Annotated in this window: 3 protein-coding genes; all 3 read left to right on the top strand. The window is 70.4% G+C overall.

Annotation, left to right across the window (positions count from 1 at the left end; genetic code table 11):
- The first annotated feature begins 36 nt into the window (after positions 1–36).
- Positions 37–570, top strand: coding sequence for a ribosomal protein S18-alanine N-acetyltransferase (gene rimI / locus AC5RUJ_RS13755; protein WP_494128375.1), 534 nt, complete (start codon positions 37–39; stop codon positions 568–570).
- Positions 567–1,634, top strand: a complete 1,068-nt coding sequence (tsaD, locus tag AC5RUJ_RS13750; RefSeq protein ID WP_494128357.1) for a tRNA (adenosine(37)-N6)-threonylcarbamoyltransferase complex transferase subunit TsaD — start codon at positions 567–569, stop codon at positions 1,632–1,634. The genes rimI and tsaD overlap by 4 nt, the downstream gene beginning before the upstream one ends.
- Before the next feature lie 170 nt (positions 1,635–1,804).
- The gene (locus tag AC5RUJ_RS13745) at positions 1,805–2,869 is read left to right on the top strand and encodes a substrate-binding domain-containing protein (protein WP_494156016.1); all 1,065 of its coding nucleotides are present in this window, start codon (positions 1,805–1,807) and stop codon (positions 2,867–2,869) included.
- The last annotated feature ends 79 nt before the right edge of the window (positions 2,870–2,948 follow it).

The following is a 2,948-nucleotide window of genomic DNA, read 5'->3' as shown; positions in this document are numbered from 1 at the left end:
GCCCGCACGCCGCGGCCGGCGGGCGGCATCCGGCCGATGACCGAGGCCGACGTGCCGGCCGTGGACGCGCTGGAACGGAAGCTGTTCCCGGACGACGCGTGGCCGACGGAAATGTTTTACGAGGAACTGGCACAGGACACCCGCAGCTACTTCGTGGCCGAGGACGCGCTCGGCACGGTGATCGGCTACGCCGGGCTGATGTGCGTGCGGCGGATCGCCGATGTGCAGACCATTGCGGTCGTCCCCGAGCGCGAGGGGCAAGGCATCGGCACCACCTTGCTGACCCTGCTGATCGACCTGGCACGCAGCCAGCGGGCCGACGACGTCTTGCTGGAAGTGCGCGCGGACAACCCCCGGGCGCAGCGGCTCTACCGCTGGTTCGGCTTCGAGCAGATCCATGTGCGCCCGCGCTACTACCGGGGCGGTGTTGATGCCCTGATCATGCGGCTGCGCCTCAAGGACTGGGCAGGTGCTCCCGGCGCCGAGGCCCGCACCGGCGCCGGCACCGACGGCGGCACCGGGACCGGCCGGACAACCCACGAACCCGAGACGACGGAGGACACACGATGAACCGCACCGAACCGCTGGTGGTGGGCATCGAGTCCTCCTGCGACGAAACGGGCGTGGGCATCGTCCGCGGGGATACGCTCCTGGCCAACACGGTGTCCTCCTCGATGGAGGAACACGTGCGCTTCGGCGGGGTGATCCCGGAAATCGCCTCGCGCGCCCACCTCGACGCCTTCATCCCCACGCTGGAACAGGCGCTGGACACGGCCGGGGTCACCCTCGGCGAGGTGGACGCGCTCGCCGTGACCTCCGGCCCCGGGCTGGCCGGCGCCCTGATGGTCGGGGTGTGCGCGGCCAAGGCCCTGGCGCTGGCCACCGGCAAGCCGTTGTACGCCATCAACCACCTGGTCGCCCATGTGGGCGTCGGCGTGCTGGACGGGGGAGCGCTGCCGGAGAACCTGGGCGCGCTGCTGGTTTCCGGCGGACACACGGAGATCCTGCGCGTGCGCTCGCTGACCGACGACGTCGAACTGCTCGGCTCCACCATCGACGACGCGGCGGGTGAAGCCTACGACAAGGTGGCCCGCATCCTGGGCCTGGGCTATCCCGGCGGCCCGGCGATCGACAAACTGGCGCGGGAGGGCGACCCGGGGCGCATCCGGTTCCCCCGCGGACTGAGCCAGCCCAGATACATGGGCTCGGCCGAGGCCCCCGGCCCGCACCGCTATGACTGGTCCTTCTCCGGCCTGAAGACGGCCGTGGCCCGCTGCGTGGAGCAGTTCGAGGCCGCCGGGGACCCCCTGCCGGTGGCCGACATCGCCGCGTCCTTCCAGGAAGCCGTGGCGGACGTCATCACCGCGAAGGCGATGCTGGCCTGCACCGAAAACGGCATCACCAACCTGCTGCTCGGCGGCGGCGTTGCGGCGAACTCGCGGCTGCGGGCGCTGACCGAGGAACGCTGCGCGGAGCACGGCATCTCCCTGCGGGTGCCGCCAGTGTCCCTGTGCACGGACAACGGGGCGATGGTCGCAGCGCTCGGCGCCCAGGTGGTCATGGCCGGCGGCCGGCCCTCCGGCCTCGAATTCGCTCCGGATTCGTCCATGCCGGTCACCAGCGTGCACCTCTAGGGCGATCCGGCCCGCGCCCGCCGCGCAGCACGCACACCGTCTATCCCAATCCTCGGCGGGGTCCTAGGCTGAAACCACGGCGGGGCACGCCGGCCCCTCCTCACAACTCTCCCATCCGGTCGGACGGCGGAACGACGGAGGTCAACGTCATGGGTTCATTTGCCGGACGAATGAAACTGCCGGCGGCGGTGGCCGTCACGGCGGCGCTTTTGCTGACGTCCTGTTCCCGCACGGGTGAAGAGACGGGGGAGGGGCCGGAAGCGGGAGGCGCCGGAGGCTTCGAGAGCGGCTCCTTGATCGGCGTGTCCCTCTCCGCCGACACCGCGTACGCCGAAGCGCTGTTCACCGAACAGATCGAGGACTCGAACTTCGAACCGAATGTCCAGGTTGCCGAAACCGCCGCTGAACAGCAGCAACAAATCAGCACCATGCTCGAGGGTGAACCGGAGGTGCTGATTGTGGACCCGGCAGACCCGGCAGGCCTGGGGGAGCAGTTGGCCGCGGCGCAGGAGGCGCAAGTCCCGGTCATCGCGTTCGGCACCATGGTCATGGGCACCGGCGCGGTCGGCTACCTGGTGGGCGCGGATGCCTTCCAAACCGGTGAGCTCCAGGCCCAGGCACTGCTCGATGGGCTGGCCGAACGGCAGGGCGAAGGACCCTACAACGTCGAGCTGTTCAGCGGCCACCCGGACGACGGCGGCGCGCGCCTGGCGTTCGACGGAGCCATGAGTGTGCTGCAGCCCAAGATCGACGACGGCACCGTGGCCGTGCTGTCCGGCCAGACGGATTTCGAGGCAACCGCCGGCGAAAACCCGGATGCGGCGGCAGAACGGCTGGCCGGCCTGTTGCAGGAGGAATATGCCTCCGACGACGTGCACGGCATCCTGGCCGCCGATGACGCCACCGCCCAGGCCCTCATCCGGGCCGCCGAAGACGGCGGGCAGGACTCCGCCGTCGTCGTCGGCAGCGGATCCGCCCCGGAAGCCGTGGAATCAATCATGGCCGGCAAGCAGTACGCCACCACCTACGCCGACCCCGCGGCCATGGTGGGGGAGGCCCTGACGGTCGTCAAAGGGTTCGCGCAGGACGATGCACCCGAGGCCGACGAGGAAGAGTCTTACGGCAACGCGCAAACCAGCGTGGCCGCCTACCTGACCGAAGCGGAGCCGGTCACCAAGGAGAACGCCGCGAAGGTCTTCGCCGACAACCAGGAGCTGCTCCAGCTCGTCAAGTAGACGCCGCGGGATCTTCCCGTTCAGGCGCGCAGGCGCCGGGCCAGGCCCCTGGCCGCCAGCGCGGCCAGGCCGCCTGCCG

The organism is Arthrobacter sp. Y3223164 (assembly GCF_059091005.1).
This window is presented reverse-complemented; position numbering and strand designations above follow the sequence as displayed.

Excerpts from the sequence above, each read along its gene's own strand:
- rimI (WP_494128375.1), top strand. The coding sequence starts at position 37 with ATGACCGAGGCCGACGTGCCGGCCGTGGACGCGCTGGAACGGAAGCTG.
- tsaD (WP_494128357.1), top strand. The coding sequence starts at position 567 with ATGAACCGCACCGAACCGCTGGTGGTGGGCATCGAGTCCTCCTGCGAC.
- AC5RUJ_RS13745 (WP_494156016.1), top strand. The coding sequence starts at position 1,805 with ATGAAACTGCCGGCGGCGGTGGCCGTCACGGCGGCGCTTTTGCTGACG.